Source organism: Teichococcus aerophilus, assembly GCF_014490485.1.
GTDB classification, from domain to species: domain Bacteria; phylum Pseudomonadota; class Alphaproteobacteria; order Acetobacterales; family Acetobacteraceae; genus Pseudoroseomonas; species Pseudoroseomonas aerophila.
In genome coordinates this window covers 1-18,520 of the sequence record NZ_JACTVA010000034.1, presented here as the reverse complement: position 1 = coordinate 18,520, position 18,520 = coordinate 1, and the positions used below count along the sequence as shown (strand labels likewise).

The 18,520-nt window shown below is 69.5% G+C and carries 18 protein-coding genes; 13 read left to right on the top strand and 5 right to left on the bottom strand.

Annotated elements, in window-relative coordinates:
* Positions 1-50: 50 nt before the first annotated feature.
* Both IBL26_RS16915 and IBL26_RS16910 read right to left on the bottom strand, forming a co-directional pair.
* Positions 51-755: a GntR family transcriptional regulator gene (locus IBL26_RS16915; protein WP_187785684.1), complete on the bottom strand. Its 705-nt coding sequence runs from the start codon at positions 753-755 to the stop codon at positions 51-53.
* 69 nt (positions 756-824) lie between these two features.
* Complete coding sequence (locus tag IBL26_RS16910; protein WP_187785683.1) at positions 825-1,313, bottom strand: hypothetical protein; 489 nt, start codon at positions 1,311-1,313, stop codon at positions 825-827.
* A 205-nt stretch (positions 1,314-1,518) separates the two neighbouring features.
* On the opposite strand from IBL26_RS16910, the gene adh reads away from it, so the two are divergent.
* The 8 genes from adh (at position 1,519) to IBL26_RS16870 (ending at position 10,378) form a co-directional block, all read left to right on the top strand.
* Positions 1,519-3,036 carry an aldehyde dehydrogenase gene (gene adh / locus IBL26_RS16905; protein ID WP_187785682.1) on the top strand — a complete coding sequence of 506 codons (1,518 nt, stop codon included), beginning with the start codon at positions 1,519-1,521 and terminating at the stop codon, positions 3,034-3,036.
* A 51-nt stretch (positions 3,037-3,087) separates the two neighbouring features.
* Positions 3,088-3,444 (top strand): DUF779 domain-containing protein, encoded by a 357-nt coding sequence (locus IBL26_RS16900; protein WP_187785681.1) that lies wholly within the window; start codon positions 3,088-3,090, stop codon positions 3,442-3,444.
* Positions 3,445-3,611: 167 nt separating this feature from the next.
* Positions 3,612-4,148 (top strand): hypothetical protein, encoded by a 537-nt coding sequence (locus IBL26_RS16895; RefSeq protein ID WP_187785680.1) that lies wholly within the window; start codon positions 3,612-3,614, stop codon positions 4,146-4,148.
* A gap of 124 nt (positions 4,149-4,272) precedes the next feature.
* Entirely contained in the window at positions 4,273-4,707 is a 435-nt protein-coding gene (locus tag IBL26_RS16890) for a DcrB-related protein (RefSeq protein WP_187785679.1), read from the top strand.
* Positions 4,708-4,722: 15 nt separating this feature from the next.
* On the top strand, positions 4,723-5,886 hold the full coding sequence (locus IBL26_RS16885) for a polymorphic toxin type 50 domain-containing protein (RefSeq protein WP_187785678.1): 1,164 nt from the start codon (positions 4,723-4,725) through the stop codon (positions 5,884-5,886).
* Positions 5,874-6,215 (top strand): hypothetical protein, encoded by a 342-nt coding sequence (locus IBL26_RS16880; RefSeq protein WP_187785677.1) that lies wholly within the window; start codon positions 5,874-5,876, stop codon positions 6,213-6,215. The genes IBL26_RS16885 and IBL26_RS16880 overlap by 13 nt, the downstream gene beginning before the upstream one ends.
* 120 nt (positions 6,216-6,335) lie before the next feature.
* A complete protein-coding gene (locus IBL26_RS16875) occupies positions 6,336-7,328 on the top strand; it encodes a YMGG-like glycine zipper-containing protein (protein ID WP_187785676.1) in 993 nt (330 codons plus the stop codon).
* A gap of 11 nt (positions 7,329-7,339) precedes the next feature.
* On the top strand, positions 7,340-10,378 hold the full coding sequence (locus IBL26_RS16870; RefSeq protein WP_187785675.1) for a caspase family protein: 3,039 nt from the start codon (positions 7,340-7,342) through the stop codon (positions 10,376-10,378).
* 151 nt (positions 10,379-10,529) lie between these two features.
* Here the strand turns inward: IBL26_RS16870 and IBL26_RS16865 are convergent, their stop codons facing one another.
* The 3 genes from IBL26_RS16865 to IBL26_RS16855 are packed head-to-tail and all read right to left on the bottom strand — an operon-like array spanning position 10,530 to position 12,243.
* On the bottom strand, positions 10,530-11,123 hold the full coding sequence (locus tag IBL26_RS16865; RefSeq protein ID WP_187785674.1) for a hypothetical protein: 594 nt from the start codon (positions 11,121-11,123) through the stop codon (positions 10,530-10,532).
* A 3-nt stretch (positions 11,124-11,126) separates the two neighbouring features.
* Entirely contained in the window at positions 11,127-11,528 is a 402-nt protein-coding gene (locus tag IBL26_RS16860; protein WP_187785673.1) for a hypothetical protein, read from the bottom strand.
* 40 nt (positions 11,529-11,568) lie between these two features.
* Positions 11,569-12,243, bottom strand: coding sequence for a hypothetical protein (locus IBL26_RS16855; RefSeq protein WP_187785672.1), 675 nt, complete (start codon positions 12,241-12,243; stop codon positions 11,569-11,571).
* A 286-nt stretch (positions 12,244-12,529) separates the two neighbouring features.
* Here IBL26_RS16855 and IBL26_RS16850 point away from each other — a divergent pair, with 286 nt between their 5' ends.
* From IBL26_RS16850 to icmH, 5 genes are all read left to right on the top strand, one after another.
* Complete coding sequence (locus IBL26_RS16850; protein WP_187785671.1) at positions 12,530-14,338, top strand: type VI secretion system Vgr family protein; 1,809 nt, start codon at positions 12,530-12,532, stop codon at positions 14,336-14,338.
* Positions 14,339-14,352: 14 nt separating this feature from the next.
* Positions 14,353-14,943 (top strand): DUF6931 family protein, encoded by a 591-nt coding sequence (locus IBL26_RS16845; protein ID WP_241749482.1) that lies wholly within the window; start codon positions 14,353-14,355, stop codon positions 14,941-14,943.
* Entirely contained in the window at positions 14,934-16,262 is a 1,329-nt protein-coding gene (tagH, locus tag IBL26_RS16840) for a type VI secretion system-associated FHA domain protein TagH (protein ID WP_187785670.1), read from the top strand. Before IBL26_RS16845 ends, tagH begins: the two co-directional genes overlap by 10 nt.
* Positions 16,263-16,265: 3 nt before the next feature.
* Positions 16,266-17,603 carry a type VI secretion system baseplate subunit TssK gene (gene tssK, locus IBL26_RS16835; RefSeq protein ID WP_187785669.1) on the top strand — a complete coding sequence of 446 codons (1,338 nt, stop codon included), beginning with the start codon at positions 16,266-16,268 and terminating at the stop codon, positions 17,601-17,603.
* On the top strand, positions 17,600-18,520 hold a 921-nt coding region (icmH, locus tag IBL26_RS16830), incomplete at its 3' end, for a type IVB secretion system protein IcmH/DotU (RefSeq protein WP_187785668.1). The genes tssK and icmH, both read left to right, overlap by 4 nt.

Below are 18,520 nucleotides of genomic sequence, written 5' to 3'. Positions count from 1 at the left end.
GGGCGGAAGCGTGCCTGCGCCTGTGGTGGACTAGCCGGGACGGGGCTGCGTCATGCCGCTCCTCCCTCCTGCTCGAGCGCCTCGAGGATACCGCTGGCCTCCAGCGAGCGCTGGACATGCGCGCGCATCCGCGCCTCCGCCTGCACCGGGTCCCGGCGCCGCAGCGCGGCGAGGATGCCGGCATGCTCCCGCCAGGCCAGGCGGGGTTCCTGCGGCGTGGAGCGCAGGGCGAGCACCCGGCCGAAATGGTCGTAGGCCCGCAGCGCCTCCAGCGACCGGACCAGGAACGCATTGCCGGACATGCGGTGGATGACCTCGTGGAAATCCTCGTTGGCTTCCGCCAGGCGGGGGATCTCGTCCTGTGCCAGCGGGCGCATGGCGCGCAACCGGCGGTGCAGCTCCGCCAGGCTGGCAGGGTCGGCCCGCCGTGCCGCCAGCCCGGCTGCCGTACCTTCCAGCGCTACGCGGATCAGCCCCATCTCCGCCAGGCGCTCCGGCCCGAACTCCGCCACCAGGGTGCCGCGGCGGGGCAGGGTGACCACCATGCCTTCGGCTTCCAGCCGTTGCAGCGCCTCCCGCACCGGCTGGGCGGAGATGCCGAGCGAGTGGGCCAGGGAGCGTTCGGAAACCCGCTCTCCCCCCGGCAGGCTGCCATCGACGATCGCGTCGCGCAGCCGCCGGTAAGCCCGCTCGGCCAGGGACATGATGTCCTCGGCGGCCAGCCGTATGAGACCTGTCGGTGCATCGTTCAGCATGGGACCGATGCTACCAGCCAACGGCGAGGGGCTGCAATATCACATTGCAGCGCGTTAAGGTGGGGTTCGCTAGCCCGCGGGCGTTGCGCCGCATTTTCGCGCCAGCTCGGCCACGCCGGGCGCCGCGCCGGCGAGAGGGATGCGGGCGACATCGCCGCGCACGCGCACGGTCAGATGGCGGCCACGGCTCAGCACGTTCATCAACTCCGGCGTCAGGCTGGTCCGCGTACTCAGCACGAAGGAATCATCGAGTTCGCTGCGCTCGCCCTGCATCCGCAATTGCACCCGCCCACCTTCCGAGCTCAGTTCCAGCGGGATATCCCGGCTCCGCTGCCCGCTCGGATGCACGTAGCCGACCCGCAGGCTGCGGTCGCTGGCGTTGCAGTTGAACACGAGCGGCTGGTCATCTGTATCCGGCTTCTCCCAGGCCAATACGGCGCCGCTGGCGCTTTCCCGGTGCTGCCAGCGCAGGCCGTCCGCCGATGCGGGCTTGCCAAGGACGCCCAGGGCCAGGACGGCCAAGGCCAATGGGACGATAGGGCGGGCGCGGTGGCGCATCGGGCAGCTCCAGGGAATGGTGCAGCGTCTTTGCTGCCAGCCGGCATGCGGGCAAGCCTGCCTCGCGCATTCTTGTCGGCGTCACCTGGCGCAGAACTGCGACAGGTCCCGGGGGCCAAGGCGTCGCCACCCCTTACATCGCTGGCCGTGAAGGCGAAATCTTCCAGAACAAGGCGCCGCACGAGCGCGAGACCGGAGGAACACGATGACCAAGGTGGAATTCGACCGCACCGCACAACCGCCTTTCGAGGCGCGCTACGGCAACTTCATCAACGGCGCCTGGGCAGAGCCGGTCTCCGGCCGCTACTTCCAGAATACCTCGCCGGTCGATGGCCGTGTGCTGTGCGAGATCGCCCGGTCCGAGGCCGCGGATGTGGAGAAGGCGCTGGATGCCGCCCATGCCGCGAAGGAGGCCTGGGGCCGCACCAGCGCGGGAGACCGTGCCCAGGTCCTGCTGCGCATCGCGCAGAAGATGGAAGACAACCTGCCGCTGCTGGCGGCTGCGGAGACATGGGATAATGGAAAGCCAATCCGCGAGAGTACGGCGGCCGACCTGCCGCTGGCCATTGACCACTTCCGCTACTTCGCGGGCTGTATCCGGGCGCAGGAAGGCGGGATCTCGGAGATTGACCACGACACAGTGGCATATCATTTCCATGAGCCGCTGGGCGTGGTGGGCCAGATTATCCCCTGGAACTTTCCGCTGCTGATGGCGTGCTGGAAGCTGGCGCCCGCTTTGGCGGCCGGCAACTGCGTCGTGCTGAAGCCGGCGGAACAGACCCCGGCCTCCATCCTGCTATTCGCCGAGTTGATCGCGGACATCCTGCCGCCGGGCGTGCTGAACATCGTCAACGGCTTCGGGCTGGAAGCGGGCAAGCCGCTGGCCTCCAGCAACCGCATCGCCAAGATCGCCTTCACCGGTGAGACGACGACCGGCCGGCTGATCATGCAGTATGCCAGCCAGAACCTGATCCCTGTCACGCTCGAGCTCGGAGGCAAGTCGCCCAATATCTTCTTCGCCGACGTGGCGGCGGAGGATGACGACTTCCTCGACAAGGCGATCGAAGGCTTCGTGATGTTCGCGCTGAACCAGGGCGAGGTCTGTACCTGCCCCTCCCGCGCGCTGGTCCATGAATCGATCTACGACCGCTTCATGGAGAAGGCGCTCAAGCGGGTGGAGGCCATCGTCCAGGGCAACCCGCTGGACATGGCGACCATGGTCGGTGCCCAGGCCTCCAGCGAGCAGCTGGAGAAGATCCTCAGCTATATCGATATCGGCCGCCAGGAAGGCGCCGAGGTGCTTGCCGGCGGCGGCCGCAACGAGATGGAGGGCGCGCTGGCTGGCGGCTATTACGTCAAGCCCACGGTCTTCAAGGGACACAACCGCATGCGGATTTTCCAGGAAGAGATCTTCGGCCCCGTCGTCTCCGTCGCAACCTTCAAGGACGATGCGGAGGCGCTACACGTCGCGAACGATACCCTCTACGGCCTCGGCGCCGGGGTATGGACGCGGGACGGCAACCGCGCCTACCGCTTCGGCCGCGCCATCCAGGCCGGGCGGGTCTGGACCAACTGCTATCATGCCTACCCGGCCCACGCCGCGTTCGGCGGCTACAAGCAGTCCGGCATCGGGCGTGAGAACCACAGCATGATGCTGAACCACTACCAGCAGACCAAGAACCTGCTGGTCAGCTACAGCCCGAAGAAGTTCGGCTTCTTCTGACCCGACGGTGGGCGCCTTGCGGCGCTCATCGCCCCTGATTGGAGACGGGCCATGACCGAGCGTGTCGCCGCCACCCCCGCTGCCCTGGCCCTGCTGGCGGACATCCAGGCCGATCACGGCCCGGTGCTGTTCCACCAGTCAGGCGGCTGTTGCGACGGTTCTTCCCCCATGTGTTACCCGCAGGGTGATTTCCTGCTGGGTGACCATGATGTGAAGCTGGGCGAGATCGGTGGCGCCCCGGTCTATATCGGCGGTGCGCAGTTCGCGTTGTGGCGCCACACCCAGTTGGTCATCGACGTCGTGCCAGGGCGCGGCGGCATGTTCTCGCTGGACAATGGGCGGGAGCGTCGGTTCCTGACCCGCTCTCGGACTTTCACCCCGGGTGAGATGATGTCGCTGGAGAGCTAGGAAATCACTTTCCCGTCGCTGGAAGGTTTCCTATATGTACTGGTATGAGCGAAGCGCGCGGGTCGAGCCGAGGCAGCTACCCCTGGGATTTGCATCCTGCCCTCACGGAGGAGAGGCTGGTGGCATCCGCCCGCCTCCTGGTTCGGGGACGGGAAAGGGCGCTCGAGATGGCGGATTACGAAGCGGGTGATGACCCCTGGTCCGTCGGCTGCCGCGCTTATTCCTTCAGCCGCCATCAGGTGAAAGCCGCCGCCGAGGCCGGCCGCTACCCCTGGCTGAAGGTGCTGGACGCGACCCACCATTTCGTCTTCCTGATCGACGGCGTGCCGGTTCGCTTCTTCCGTGGTGATGCGGACGAGCCCAACAAGCGCACGCTGCGCCTGCAGGAAGACGAGGCGACCCAGATCGCCATGGCCTTTGGCGGAGAGGCCGAGACCGGCGGGCTGATGTTCCGCCTGGCGCTGGAGACCAAGGATCGCGGCGGGGTCGAGCGTGTGGTGTTTCTGGCCCTGCGGGGGGAGGAAGGCCGCACGGAATGCTTCTGGCCGGTGCCCATGCCGTCGCCCGTGCCCGTGGTCGCGCCTGCCCCCAAGCCCCGCTCCCTGCCGCAGCCCGCAGCGCTGCAACTGGCGCTGTTGCCCGGTGTCGCCCCGTCCTCGCCCCTTGGCGGGCGCCGTCGTGGGCCCCGCCGCAGCGCGGCCTGAGCTTCCGCGCAGCGTAGCTGATCCGGGCTTCGGAGCAGCTCGATCACCGTAAGCTGATCGGTTGGCCTCTCGGCGCCGTCCCCGCCCCGGCATAGAAGCGCGGGGGTGGTGAGGGAGCGACACGGTGCCGGTGCATGTAAGCAGCGATCTGCAGCTGGCCTATCCGTCCGACTGGACGGACCGCAGCATGACGGCCTTCGCGGCGCCGGTCGGCGGTGAGTTCAAGGTCCTCCCCAACTTCGTCATCACCCGTGATTCCGCCGGGGAAGCCCGCACCGTGACCGAGTATGCCGACCGCACGCTGGTCGAGCTGGCGCGGCGGCTGCCCGATTTCCAATTGCTGCGCCGGGCCGAGACGGCTGTGCAGCAGCACACGGGCCTCGACATGCTGTTCACCTGGGCAGGCGCCGAGGGTGTGCTGCAACAGCGGCAGCTGATCCTGCTGATGCCGGATGGCCGGGTATTCTCGGCCGTCGCCTCCGCCCTGCGCGGCGACTACCCGAAGGTCGAGGCGGTGTTCGACAAGATGTTCGCCAGCCTGCGCTTTCCCATCGCCTAGCAGCCCGCAGCGCCGATGCCCGAGGCCGCGCGCCTGACCGACCAGATCAACCACACCAGCGCCATGTCCGGGCTGTTGATGGGCGTGGTCGCGGGGGTGGTGCTGGCGGGGGCGGTGGTGGCCATCGTCGGCACAGGCGGTGTCGCGGCGGTGGCCATCGGCGCCGGTATCGCCGCCGCGGGCGCGGGCGGCGGTCTTGCCGGTGCCTTGATCGGCGAGCTGATTCCAGGCCCGCCCAGCGGCGCCATCATCAAAGGCTCGCTCAACGTCATCACCGGTGGCCTGCCGCAGGCACGCGCCCTGGCGGACATGTCCCCCTGCGCCGGCCCAACGGGGGTACATGGCGTGCCGGTCATCGCCCAGGGCAGCCCGACCGTGCTGGTCAACGGCTTCATGGCCGCCCGCAAGCAGGACAAGATGCTTTGCGGCGCCGCCATCGCCTCCGGCTGCTCCAGTGTCATCATCGGTGGCGCGTCCACCACCGTTCCGGGCCTTTCCATCGAGGATGAAGTGCCTGCGTGGCTGCGCAACACGCTGCTGGGCGTGATGATCGGTGGCACCATCATCGCGACCGGCGGCACCGCCCTGGCAGTGGGGTGGGGGCCGGCCTTGGGTGGGCTGGGTGGCAGCCTGGCGGGTGGCACGCTGCTGGGTGCGGCAGGCGGTGAGATTGGTGGCGCCATCGGTGCCCAGTATGGCGCCCCGGAGCTGGGCGAGCGGATCGGCACCGTGGCCGGTGGCACGCTGGGGGGCTTGGCGGGCGGCATGTTGGGTGCAGGCGCGGCCGGCAGGGCCAGGACGCCGGCACGGCCCACCACGCCGGAACCCCCGGCCACGACAGCACCGCCACCAGTGCCGCCGCCGGCCCCAAAGCCGCCCGTGACCGTCAGCCCGAAGCAGGGCCGCCACATCCCCGGGCAGCAGACCGACCCCAACCGCGGCACCATCACGGCAGACCCGCAGGTGCTGCTGAATACCCATGCCGGGCAGGGCCAGCCCGTCGGCAAGATCCCGGTCGGCCAGCCCGGCTCGAAGGAACGCTTCGACACGGGTGGTGAGGTGATCGGCGTCTTCCGACACCAGGATGGCCGCTCCGCGCCCACGACGCGTGGCATGATTCACTATGGCAAGGACGGGGCGCATGTCGTGCCCGCACGTCCCGATGGATGGGTGGAATGAACCAACCGCATGAAGACGCCGAGGCCTGGCGCACATGGCAGGAACAGGTCCGCTGGTCGGCCGAGCATGCGCTGGAGGACGCCCCGGCTGCGCTGGTGGCCTATTCCTGCGCAGTGCTGCCCGGTACGCGGCAGGCGCGGCTCAAGGCGCATTTCGACGCGCAGCCGAGCGAGGATGACATCGACGCCATCCAGGCCGTGGAAAGCGAAGTCATGGCCTATCTGCCGGAAGATTTTGATGTGGAAACGGAAATAGAAATCGTCCCGGCAGGGCGGTCACCGGCCTGCTTGCCAGCCATCGCTTACCGCCGTTCTGGCGGCGGACTGTAAAATCGCCCGTCACATCGTTGCGAGTGTCGCTATAATCTATACAGGCGTAGCCTCTGCCATCTTGGCAACGGTCCCGCGTGGCATTTACCTTCCGGCCGCCAGAAAAAGGAATGCCAGTTCATGCCAGTTCAAGCACGGCGCGCGGTTGCAGTGTTCACCTCCCTCAGCCTGCTCGCCGGCTGCGCCACGCCGCTGACGCGGGATGGGCGCATTGGCTCGGATGACGGGACGGATTCCTGCCGCACGCAGCTCGTCGCGCTGGACAGCACCGGCAATTTCTTTGGCGAGGACATCCTGAAGGGCGCGGCTCTGGGCGCCGTCGGCGGTGCACTGCTGGGTGGAGCCATCGGGCAGAACTGGCGTGGCGCGGCCATCGGCGCCGCTGCCGGTGCCGCGGCCGGCGCGGCCGGCGGCTATCTCTACGCGCAGCAGCAGCGCAACCAGGACCAGGCCAGCCTGCGCGCCTCCATCGCCTCCGACCTGGAGCGTGAGAACGCCGAGCTGGACCGCACCCAGCTGGCCTTCGATCAGTTGATGGATTGCCGCTTCAGCCAGGCGCAGCAGATCCGCGCCTCGGTCGCCAATGGCAGCCTGGACCGCGCTTCCGGCCAGGCGCAGATGGCGCAGCTGCGGGAGCGGACGCAGCGCGAGATCGCGCTGGCGCAGACCATCAGCCAGAATGTCAACAAGCGCGGCGCCGAGTTCGATACTGCCGTGGAAACCATCTCCCCCGGCACCACCAAGGCCGCGCTCGCCGCGCGCGAAGTGCCGCTGCGCAGCGTGCAGGTCAGCCGCCCCACATCCATCCGCCTGCGTCCGGACGCGGCTTCGCCGGAGATCGGCACCGTTGCCGCGCGCCAGTCGGTGCAGGCACGTCCGGCCAGCGGCAACTTCGCCCTGGTGGAGACCACCAACGGCCAGCGCGGCTACGTGACCACCGATTCCTTCGCCAGCCGCCGCTCGCTGGGCACGCCCCGCGTGACGCCGACCGGCGTGTCCGGTGACGCCCGCTCCCTGGCCGCCAGCAACATCGCCCGCCGCGACAACTTCGCGGAGAGCGTGACGCAGGCGCAGACGGCGGCGGCCAGCGGCTTCGAGCTGGCGGCGGGCTGAGCCCAGCCCCCATGCGCAGGGTCCTGCTCGCGGCGCTCCTGCTGGTCTCTGGCCCGGCATTCGGCCAGTTGCTGCAGGAGCCGCCGCAGCAGCCTATCCTGCGGATCGAGACGGGGGCGCATACCGCCCCCGTTGCGCGTCTGGCGACCGATGCCTCCGGCCGCCTGCTGGCCACGGTCAGCGATGACAAGACGCTGCGTCTGTGGTCCTTGCCGGACGGCACGCCGCGCGGCGTGCTGCGGCCGCCGATCGGCCCGGCGGAAGAAGGCGAGCTCTACGCGGTCGCGCTTTCGGCCGATGGCAGCAGGGCTTTTGCCGCCGGCAGCACCGGCCGTGCCTGGGACGGCAGCTTCTCCATCTATGTCTTCGACACGCAGGCTCGCCGCCTGGCCGCGCGCCTGCCCGGGCTACCGGCACCGGTGCAGCACCTGGCACTTTCCGCCGACGGTACGCGGCTGGCCGCCGCGCTGGGCGGCCGGGCCGGCATCCGCGTCTGGGACGCCAGGACCGGCCGGCCAGTCTTCGACGATGCCAACTATGCTGGCCCCGTCCGCATGGTGGCCTTTGACGCCCAGGGCCGGCTGATCAGCACCTCCGCTGACGGCAAAATCCGTCTCTATGATTCGCGCGGACGCAAGATCGGCGAACGCGTGCCGGTGGCGAATGGCCGCCCGTTCGGTCTGGCGGTGTCGCCGGACAGCACCCTGGTTGCCATCGGCTACGAAGACCGGTTGCGCGTGGACATCCTGGCACTGCCGGACCTGCGCGGCGTCGCTGTGCCGGACACGGAAGGCCTGCAAGGCGAGGGACTGCCGGCGGTGGCCTGGGCCAGCGATGGCAAGGGTGGCGTGCAACTGCACGCGGCGGGCTATGCGCGTGGCGCAGCGTCCGCCACCCGCGCCGCATCGGCGCCGGCGCCCCAGACCACTGGCGCGCGGGGCATCCGCCCGCCTTCCGCCGCGCCGGCCGAGCCGGCCAGCCCAGCTGCGGAGGACAATGCCGCGGAGCCACGCGGCTTCCTGATTCGCCGGTGGGCCGATTTCGGCCTTGGGCCCGCGACCGACATTGCGGCGTCGCGTGATTCCATCGCGCAGCTGCTGCCCTTGCCGCAGGGTGGGCTGGCCTTCGCCGCGGCTGATCCGGGCTGGGGCCGGCTGGCGCCGGATGGTGCGCTGGCGCAACCGCCGCGCTCGCTCACCGCGAATTTCCGCGCGACTGCCGATACGCTCGCCATCAGCCCTGATGGCATGCGGCTGCGCTTTGTGCCGCGCCCCGGCATGCCGGCCGTCAGCTTCAACGTGGCAACGGGCCAGTTGCAGACGACAAAGCCTCTGGCCGGCGATGGCTTCCTCTCCGCCAACGAGGCGGTTGGCACGACCCGCCTGACGCAGTGGCGCAACGCCACCCAACCGCGTTTGAATGGCCGTCCATTGCCACTGGGCGCCGGGGAATTCGCCCGCAGTGCCGCCGTGTTGCCGGGGGGCGAGAGCTTCCTGCTGGGGACTGATACGCATCTGCGGCTGTTCGATGCACGCGGCAACCTGCTCGATGCCCTGGCCGGGCCGGGCGCCACCTGGGGCCTGGTGCCTTCCGCCGACGGCACGGTGGTCGTGGCCGCGCATGCGGACGGCACGGTGCGCTGGTACGGCCTGGATGGCCAGAAGATCGCTGAACGCGCAGCGCTGTTCCTGCAACCTGGCACGACGCGCTGGGCGATGTGGACGCCGGAGGGACTGTTCGACCACGGCTCCGGCGGTGGCCAGGAACTGGTCGGCGTGCATCTGAATGAAGGCCGTGCCGCCACGCCGGAATGGGCGAGCTTTCAGCAGGCCTATCGCGCCCTCTACGCCCCGGCGGCGGTCCGGCAACGTGTGGCGGGGCAGATGCCGCGCCCCGGCATCACCGCCGGGCTGCGCGAGCGGATCGGCCACACGCCGGTCGCGAATCCCGGCGATGTCTGCGCGGTGATGCCGGACGGCTCCTGCCCCGCGCTCGCCTGGAATGGCGCAACGCTTCCCGCCACGGCGACGGCCCTGCGCTTCTCGGTCCTGCCGCAGGATCGTGGCCTCGGCCTTGGCCCGCTGGACGTGCTGGTCAACGGCCGCATCGCGGCCCGCATCGATGCCCCCAAGGCTGGGGCAGACCGTCGCGGCGATGCCGGCGCCGCGCCTATCCAGGCGGAAGTGCCGCTGGACCCGGGGCCGAACAATGTCTCGACTCGCCTCTACGCCGCCGACCGTGCGTTATTCGCCGAGGGCCCGGCGCTGGAGTTGCGGCGGGAAGGGCAGGCGACGGCCCCTTCCGGCGCTGGCCGGCTGGTGGTGCTGGCAGTCGGTGTCAACAACTACGGCAGGCAGGACATGGACCTGCAATTCGCCGTGCCGGATGCGCGAACAGTAGTGGAAGCCCTGCGCGCCGGCAGCGTCGGCTTGTTCGAGGGCGTGGACACCACATTGCTGACGGATGGCGACGCGACGCGCGACGGTATCCTCCGCGCGCTGGAGGCCGCGTCGCGCCGTGTGCGGCCACAGGATACTTTCGTCTTCTACATTGCCGGCCACGGTGTGCGCGTCGAGCAGACCGGCCGCTTCCTGTTCCTGCCGGCCGATATCGGCCAGCCGGCCTCGATGGCCGAGGCAAGCCGCGCTGCCCTGGATGACGACGCGTTGATCGCCGCCCTGGCGCGCATCCGTGCGCGGGATGGCTTTCTGCTGATCGACACGTGCTACGCCGGGCAGGTGGCGTTGGACAGTCTCTCAGCCATGGGTAATGAAACCGGGCGCTTCCTGCTTGCCGCCGCATCGTCGGTGCAGGAGGCGTTGGACAGTTACGACGACCGCAACGGCGTCTTTGCCTATGCCCTGCGGGAAGGCTTGAGTGGGCGTGCGCCGAAGGATGCCGAAGGCCGCGTCAGTGCGCTGGGCCTGGGCGAATACGTGTCCCGCCGCGTGCCCGAATTGGCGGCAGAGCGGAACCATCGCCAGGATGCGGTGTTCCGTACTGCCACGCGGGACCTGCGCAGCTTCCCGCTGAGCGCTACCCCGCCTTAAGCATGGTGCGTGGATATTCGTTCATGAACCACGCTCTCCGTCCCTGTTTGATTGCGTGATTCAGGCTTCGGTGATTCCACCTCAAGTCACCACGCTACAGCACGCCAGGGCTTACGGCAGTGCCACCGCAAGCCCCGGCCCATGCGCGCAATCACACGCGGATGATATCCCGATGCTGGCGGGCGAAGACGCGCACGTCCTCCACCTTCACCATCGTCAGTGTCTGCCGCCAATGGCTGCGCATGTCGGGGACGAACAACTGGATGACATTGCGATTGCCGCTGTAGCCCTGCCCGGCATCGACCGCGTTGCGGCCCAGGTAGCGCCCCGTGATCTCGACAGGGCGGCCACGTCCTTCATAGGCGTCCATCGGCTGCTGGAACACGGCGGAGATGACGATATCCGCCTGGCTCCACTCCCACGGCACCGCCAGATAATGCCGGGCCATTTGGGAGAGGTTCATGCCCGTGGCGGCGCAGCCGGACATCACCTTCTCCAGCTGCTCGTAATCCAACCACCAGCCGCCACCCTGCTTGGCGTCGTCGCTGCGCGCATTGGAATCGGCGAAGCGGTAGTAGACGCAATTGCGGGTGTAGAGGCGGGTGCGGTTCGGGTTCTCGATGCCACCATTGCGCTCCATGGCCGTGCCGCGTTGCGGGCGGCCATACCAGTCCTCGGTATTGAAGCCCTTGGCACGCAGCAGCCAGTGCGGCTGAGAGAAGGCGGCCTCGTTCAACGCCTGCATGGCTCAGTTCCTCCGGGGCGCGACATAGCCGCGCCAGATCTGGTCGGGTATTAATAGGGAGAGGGTCAGCGCGCTGGCAGGCCAGAACCAGGACCCCAGCAGCGGCAGATTTGGGAATGATGTGGCATGGCGCAGCCAAACCCATACCGCGCCGGCAAAGATCAGCGCCGCAACCGGCAGGACGAACGCAAGCCGCGCCGGCGTTTGGCCGGGCAGCGCCCGGCGTGCCCGCCGCGCACCCAGTAGCCAGCGCCACGCCAGATCCAGAGTGACGAGCGCAACCACGCCCCCCACGACGACCCAGAAGCGGTCGCCCAGCACCGGTCCCGCCGGCAGCCTCTCATAGCCGAGCCGGCGCATGGTGCCGATCAGCGCGGGCACGAGCCAGAGCAGCGACAGGAACACGAACCCTGCCCGCCGCCACGATGCGCCGTGCTCCACACGATTAGGCACGGATGCCTTGCGGCGCGATCGGCACCCGCTCCAGCCTGCCTTGCCGCTTGAAGGTGACGATGGTGGTGCCGCGCGCATAGCGCGTCAGGAACTCCGGCAGGTCCTCCCCGAAGCCGCTGCCCCAAAGGTCCAGCGCACCTTCGCCACCCTGCACGTTGATGGAGATGCCGATGCCGCCTTGCTTCTCCACCATCGCCACCAGGTCGGTAGTCTTGCGGATAGCGATCAGGCCTTGCGTTGCCTCGAACGGAATGCCCAGCGCACGCAGGCTGGCGCGAAGCTCTTCCTCCGCCTGCAGCACGGAGCCATCATCGATCAGTCCGGCTTCCTTCAGCAGGTCCCGCGTCGCGGCGCCGGCCGCGTGGCCCAGGCCGCCCCATTTCAGTGCCTGACCGGCCGGGCCGAGCCAGCGCCAGCTCTTGGTCTTCTCCAGGTGGCCGATAGCCTCGCCAGCGGCGGCGGCCCCCGCGCCCGGCAGGGAATTTGCCGTGCCTTCCGTGCTGACGCCGGCGACGAAGCCGGCGCTGCCTTGTGCGATGGGGTTCATCGCCACCCGTCCACCCACACGCGCCGTGGCCGCACCGCCCCTTAGCAACGCAGCGCCACCACGGATCAGGACAGGTGCCGCGATCCGCAATGCCGCGATGAGGATCAGCGGAATAGGCATCGGTCTGTACCCGGCCGCGTGTCGATGGACTGTCTCATGGTTCCCCCAGCATCCTTGTGGCTTGTAATCCGCAGGCGGAAGCCGAGCCAAGGCGAGGCCGGGGTGCGAACAGGCTGTCTCACGCGTTTGTCGGCGGTGGCATGATCAAGAAAGCGTTTGCTGGCACAGCAGAGTGCGCCTCTACCGTTGCGCCGCCGATCGTGGGAGAAGAGATCGACAACGCCAGCCAACTGGGTCTGCGAAGCCGCGCGCGTATCCGGTACCCATGGCGAATGAGGAGTGCCCGATGGCGGCCGACTACGTGCAGGCTGAACGGTTGCTGCAGATGACGACGCCTCTTGGCGCCGATGTCCTGGTGCTGCGTGCGCTAGATGTGGATGAGGCGATCGGCAGCCTCTACACCATCGAGGCCGAGGCCATCTCCCATCGCGCCGATATCCAGGCCGGGGAGTTGATCGGACGCGGCATCACCTGCACGGTCGCGTTGCCTGGCCGCCCGCCGCGCCACTTTCACGGAATCGTGCAAAGCTTCCACCGTGCTGGCGACTACGGCCGCGGCATGAGCCTGTATCGGGTAACGGCGGTGCCGCGTCTCTGGCAGCTCAGCCGCACCTCCGATTGCCGGATTTTCCAGAATCAGAGCGTCCAGCGGATCGTGCAAACTGTGCTGGAGGAAGGGCATGTCAGCCCGGTGCGCTTCGGCAACCTGCCCGCGGCCGCACGTGACTACTGCGTGCAGTGGAACGAGACGGACCTGGACTTCGTGCAGCGCCTGCTGGATGAAGTCGGCGCCGGCTTCTTCTTCCGTCATGAGCAGGGCGAGCACACGCTGCATGTTACCGGCGCCAATGCCGACTTCCCCACCATCGCCTGCGCGCCTGTGACCAACCGGCCGGGTGCGGAGAATGGCGGGCCCGATACGGTATGGGGCTGGTCCGCCGCCACGGCGCAGCGGCCGGGCCGGTCCGAGGCGCTGGATTACGACCAGCTGCGCCCGGCGGCGCTGCAGAAGACCTCGGCCAGCACCATGCTGGCGACCTCGGCCGCCGAGGCGGAGATGTTTTCCTGGCCCGGCAATCAGACGCCGCAGCCGGATGTGGATCCGGCCCGCCTGTCCATGGAACGTGGCGAGGCGCATGCCGAGGCGGTGCGCGCCGAGGGAGGCGAGCCAGCGGTCTTTGCCGGTGGCCGCCTGCAGGTGGCGCCGGCCCTGGGCGCTGCGCCGTCCAGCTGGCTGGTCACCGCGGTGCAGCACCGCGCGCGCGACGACAGCCATATCGCCGGCGGCAGCAGCAGCCACTACGGCAACAGTCTCAGCTTGATGCAGGCCGACCGTACCTGGCGCGGCGCGGCGCCGCGCCCGCGCCCGGTGATGCCGGGCCTGCAATCCGCCATCGTCACCGGCCCGCAGGGTGGCGAGATCCATTGCGACGAATACGGTCGCGTGAAGGTTCACTTCCATTGGGACCGCGCCGGGCCGCGTACGGAAGGTTCCTCGTGCTGGGTACGCGTGGCGCAGCCCTGGGCGGGGTCCTGGGGCGGCACCTGGTTCCTGCCACGGGTGGGAGACGAGGTCCTGGTCGGCTTCATGGATGGCGATCCGGATAAGCCCGTCGTGATCGGCAGCCTCTACAACGATGCCGCGCGGCAGCAGCACGCCATGCCGGGCAACATGACGCGCAGCTGGATCTCCTCCCGCTCCTCCAAGGGCGGCGGTGCCGAGAACGCCAACATCCTTCGGCTGGAGGATAAGGCCGGTGCCGAGGAATTCTACCTCCAGGCCGAGAAGGACCTGAACCTGCTGGTGCGGGACAACCGCGGCGCCACCGTGCAGAAGGGCAACGACACCCTGCTGGTGGAGAAGGGCAATATCAGTGTCACCGCCCAACAGGGGCGGATCGAGATCGAGGCCATGCAGTCGATCACGCTGAAGGTGGGTTCATCCAAGATCACCATCGATTCATCGGGCGTGACGATCGAGGGAACTCTGGTGACCGCCAAGGCCACTGGCACCGCGCGTATCGAGGCACCGCTGATCCAGGAGGATGCGTCGGGTTCGATGATCCTCAAGGGCGGCATCATTCACATCAATTGATGGGCACGACGGGGATGACGGCCGGAAAGCTGGCGGCGGCCGTGGCGCCGCTACTGCCACGCCTGGAGCTGGATGCGGCGGGCGTAACCTGCCTGCACGGCGTGGCCGATGCGGCGCAGGGCGTGCTGCGGCTGGAACACGCGCGGCGCTTCCCCGATGCCATTCGTCTGGCGGCTCACGCGCTGCCGAAGCGGGAGGCGGTCTGGTGGGCCTGCATGGCCGCCCGCGCCGTCCCGGCGCGCTACCCGGTGGATGCGGATGCCGATGCGCTGGAGGCCGCCGAAGCCTGGGTGCGCCAGCAAGACGAACCGGGACGCTACCGCTGCATGGAGCTGGCGATGCGCTCCGGCTGCCGGGGGCCGGAAGCCTGGGCGGCGGTGGCAGCCTTCTGGTCCGGCGGCTCCATCGCGCCCGCCGGGGCGCAAGCGGTGAAGCCGGCGGCGCAACTGACCGGCGCGGCGGTCACCAGCGCGCTGACCTTGGCGGCGGTGCGTGACGACCCCGCCCAGGCGGCATCCCGCTACAGCCGCTTCCTGGCGGCCCTACGCGACATCGCCGCAGGTGGCGCCGGCCGTATTCCGGTGGAGGACCCGATATGGAACTAACCCTGGCTGTCCTGCGCTGCCCCGATAGCGCGGTGCCCGAGACACGGCGGGTAAGGGGGGATTTTTCCATCGGTCGCGCGCCGGGGAATGACTGGGTACTGTCCGATCCGGACCGGGTGCTCTCCAAGCACCATTGCGTGCTGGAGTTCCGCGCGGGCGGCTGGCAGGTGCGCGACCTCAGCACCAACGGCACCTACCTGAACCAGTCCGCCGCGCCCCTCGGCCGCGAAGCCGCCGCGCCGCTCAATGATGGGGACCGGCTGCGCCTGGGCGCCTGGGAAGTGGAGGTGCGGGTCAGCGCCGTTGCCGCCCAGGCCGGGCCTCTGCCGTGGGGCGGCACCGACCCGTTCGCCGAGCCGCCCACGCCCGCGTATCAGGCGCCGGCCTCCACCGCGGCGCTGGACCCGTTATTCGACCCGATGGCGCCGCCCCCGCCTGCCTATACCCCCTTTGGACAGCCCACCACCTCGCGCGATCCCTTCGGGGAGGACGAGGCGCCAATGCCGGACCACCGGCCATCGGCGTCGGATGCCTTCCGGCCGCCGCCGGCACGGCCTGCCAGCGTCCTTCCGGATGACTGGGACCTGGACCTTAGCCCCGCGCCGGCCCCACAACCCTCCGCAGCCCCACCGCCGCCACGGCCGGTTCCCCCGCCGCAACAGGAAGCGCCCTTGCCCCTATTACCGGCGGAACCGGATTCCTTCAGCGTGGCACAGCCATGGTCGCCGCAGCCGGAAGCGGCGCCGCATGCGCCGAAGGTCACGGAAAGCGGCATCGCCGCCTTCCTCGCCGGGGCGGGCCTGCCGCCGCATGTGCTGGCGGCCACGGACCCGGACGCCGCGCTGCACGCCGCCGGCGTGGTGACGCGCGCCGCCATCGCCGGCATGCGCGCCCTGCTGATCGCCCGCGCCGACGTGAAGCGGGAGTTCCGCATCGAGCAGACGATGCTACGCGCCAGCGGCAATAATCCGGTGAAGTTCGCCGCTTCCAACGAAGCGGCGCTGCTGGCGCTGCTGACCATGCCGGGGCAGGCGGCGCTGGAGGAAACCGTGGCCGACCTTGCCGCGCATCAGGCCGCGACGCTGGCGGCAACCCAGGCGGCGGCCCGCGCCTTGTTGCAACGGCTGGCGCCGGCGCCGCTGGAAGCCGCCGATAGCGGCGGCGGCCTGATGCCCGGCGCGCGGGAGAAGCGGTTGTGGGAAGCCTACAAGGCCCTGCACCAGCAGACCGCCGAGCAGTTCGACGACGATTTCGACAGCGCTTTCGGCAAGGCTTTCGCGCGGGCCTATGAGGACGCCATACGCGGCGGGCGGGGCTGAAGCATGGTCTGGACCGATAAGGTTGTCTGGCAGGAAGGCATGTTCCTGCGCGCGCAGCACTTCCAGCAGCAGGACCGCTATGTGGAGCACCTGCTGCAGGCGCGCACCGCACCGCTGCGCCCGCATCCCTGGGGCCTGACGGAACTGGCGCTGGACCGGGACCTGCTGGCGGCCGGCAAGTTCGCCCTCGCCAACGCGGCCGGCATCCTGGAGGACGGCACGCCCTTCGCCATTCCCGGCACCGCCGACCAGCCGCAGCCGCTGGACCTGCCGGAAGGCACGCGGAACCAGGTGGTCTACCTCGCCGCGCCGCTGCGGCAGCCTGGCAGCCCGGAAGTCGCTTTCGGCGACATGCCGGAACTCTCCGGCGCCCGCTACGGATTGCGGAATTTCGAGGCCTTCGACACGCATTCGGATAGCACTCAGCCAGCGGAGTTGCAGGTCGGCCGTCCGCGGCTGCGCTTCCTGCTGGAGAGCGAGGAACGCGCCGGCTTCACTTGCCTCGGCATCGCCCGGGTGGTGGAGGTGCAGGCGGATCGCCGCGTCGTGGTCGATGACCGCTTCATCCCGCCTTGCCTCAGAGTCTCGGCCTGCCCTGCCATCGGCAACCTGGCGCCGGAACTGGTCGGCATGCTGGGGCAGCGGGCGGAGGCCCTGGCGGCCCGCCTCTCCGCTCCCGGCGCGCGTGGCGTGGCGGAGGTCGCGGATTTCCTACTGCTGCAGACGCTGAACCGGTGGTTGCCGCTGCTGGCCCATTGGTCGGATGCTGGTAACACGCACCCGGAAGCCCTGTTTGCCGTGTTGGTGCAGATGGCTGGTGAGTTGGCGACCTTCACCGACCCTGGCCGCCGCGCGCGCCCTTATCCGGCCTACCGGCACGACGATCTGCAGCGCGCCTTCGCCCCCGTGGTGGCCGATTTGCGGCGCGCGCTCTCCGCCGTGCTGGAGACCAACGCCGTCGCCATCCCGTTGCAGGAGCGCCGGCACGGTGTCCGCGTCGGCCCGATCATGGACCGCACCTTGCTGCGGGCCAGCCAGTTCGTCCTCACCGTACAGGCGGAACTCCCGGGCGAGCAGATCCGCCGCATCTTCCCCAACCAGGTCAAGATCGGCGCCGTGGAGCATATCCGGGAGCTGGTGAACGTCGCGCTGCCCGGCATCGCCATCCGCCCGCTGCCGGTGGCGCCGCGGCAGATCCCGTTCAATGCCGGAGCGGTGTATTTCGAGCTGGATCGCGGTAGCCCGCACTGGCAGCAGATGCAGGCCTCGGGCGGCTTCGCCATCCATGTCTCCGGCGATTTCCCGGCTCTGCAGATGGAACTCTGGGCGATCCGGGGATGAGCGATAACCCGTTCTCCGAACCGGAGGATGCCGACCGCACGATCATCCGTGGCCCGCAGCCACGTGCCGGCGCCACGCCGCCGCCGCCACGCCCGGTGGCCGCCTGGGCCGGGGCACCGGCCCCTGCCGCCAGCCTGCCCGCCGCCGTGGCGCGGGAGGTGGAGGCATTGCCGAAGGTCGGCATCTCCCCTCTCACGGCTGCCGCAGCGCCGTTGCTGGAACTGCTGGCCCAGCTGACCAACATGGCCCAGGTGGCGCGCCCTGATGAACTGCGCGAATGCGCCATCCGCGCCTTGCGGCAGTTCGAGGCCGATGCCCGCGCCGCCGATATCTCGCCGGATTCGCTGCGGGCGGCGCATTACGCCCTCTGCGCCGCGCTGGATGACGTGGCACTGGCCACCCCCTGGGGGCCGCCCAGCGTCTGGGGCGCGCAGTCGCTGGTCTCGACCTTCCACCAGGAAGTCCGCTCCGGCGAGCGGTTCTTCGACCTGCTGGCGGGCATGCAGCGCGACCCCGGCCGCTACCTGCCGGCGCTGGAGGTCGCCTACCTTGTCATGGCGCTGGGCATGCAGGGGCGCTACCGCCTGGCGCGCGGCGGTGGGTCGGAGCTGGACCGGCTGCGGGAAGGCCTGTTCCAGTTGCTGGCGCAGCTGCGGGGGCCGTGGGAGCGGGAGCTCTCGCCCCGCTGGCGTGGCGTCGACGCACCGCATCGTCCGGCCCGGCGCGGCGTCTCGGCCTGGATTGCCGTGCCGCTGGCACTGGCTCTGCTGGGCATCGGCTATGCCTATCTGTCGAGGGACCTGAACCAGGCCTCGGACGATCTCTACGCCCGGCTGGCTGCCCTGCCGCCGGCGACGCAGCCGGCCATTGCCCGCACCGCGCCGCCGGTGCCGCCCGCGCCCCCGCCGGCCCCCGTG